Source organism: Pedobacter nototheniae (assembly GCF_032678625.1).
GTDB lineage: Bacteria > Bacteroidota > Bacteroidia > Sphingobacteriales > Sphingobacteriaceae > Pedobacter > Pedobacter nototheniae_A.
Genome location: NZ_JAVTSO010000026.1, coordinates 1 through 563, shown reverse-complemented (window position 1 = coordinate 563; position 563 = coordinate 1). Strand labels below are relative to the sequence as shown.

1 pseudogene is annotated in these 563 nt (G+C 50.8%); it reads right to left on the bottom strand.

What is annotated here, in order from left to right:
* Positions 1 to 563 (bottom strand): annotated as a pseudogene (locus tag R2Q77_RS21005) (hypothetical protein); the annotation flags it as partial.

Genomic DNA, 563 nt, shown 5'->3' with positions numbered 1-563 from the left:
ACCGTTAATATTTGTCCATGTATTCGTTGTTGGATTGTAAACCCAGGTACCGCTATCATTGGTTACAATGGTTACACCTGCTCCGGGTGCACCATTTGCACCTGAACCCGGCGTTCCGGGCGTACCGCTTGTGCCAGGCATTCCCTGAACACCAACTACACCAGCATCGCCTTTGTCTCCTTTTGCTCCATTAATATTTGTCCATGTATTCGTTGTTGGATTGTAAACCCAGGTACCGCTATCATTGGTCACAATAGTTACACCTGCTCCGGGTGCACCATTTGCACCTGAACCCGGCGTTCCAGGCGTACCGCTTGTGCCAGGCATTCCCTGAACACCAACTATACCAGCATCGCCTTTATCTCCTTTCGGACCGTTAATATTTGTCCATGTATTTGTTGTTGGATTGTAAACCCAGGTACCGCTATCATTGGTCACAATAGTTACACCTGCTCCGGGCGCACCATTCGCACCTGAACCCGGCGTTCCGGGCGTACCACTTGTGCCAGGCATTCCCTGAACACCAACTACACCAGCATCGCCTTTGTCTCCTTTCGGACCGT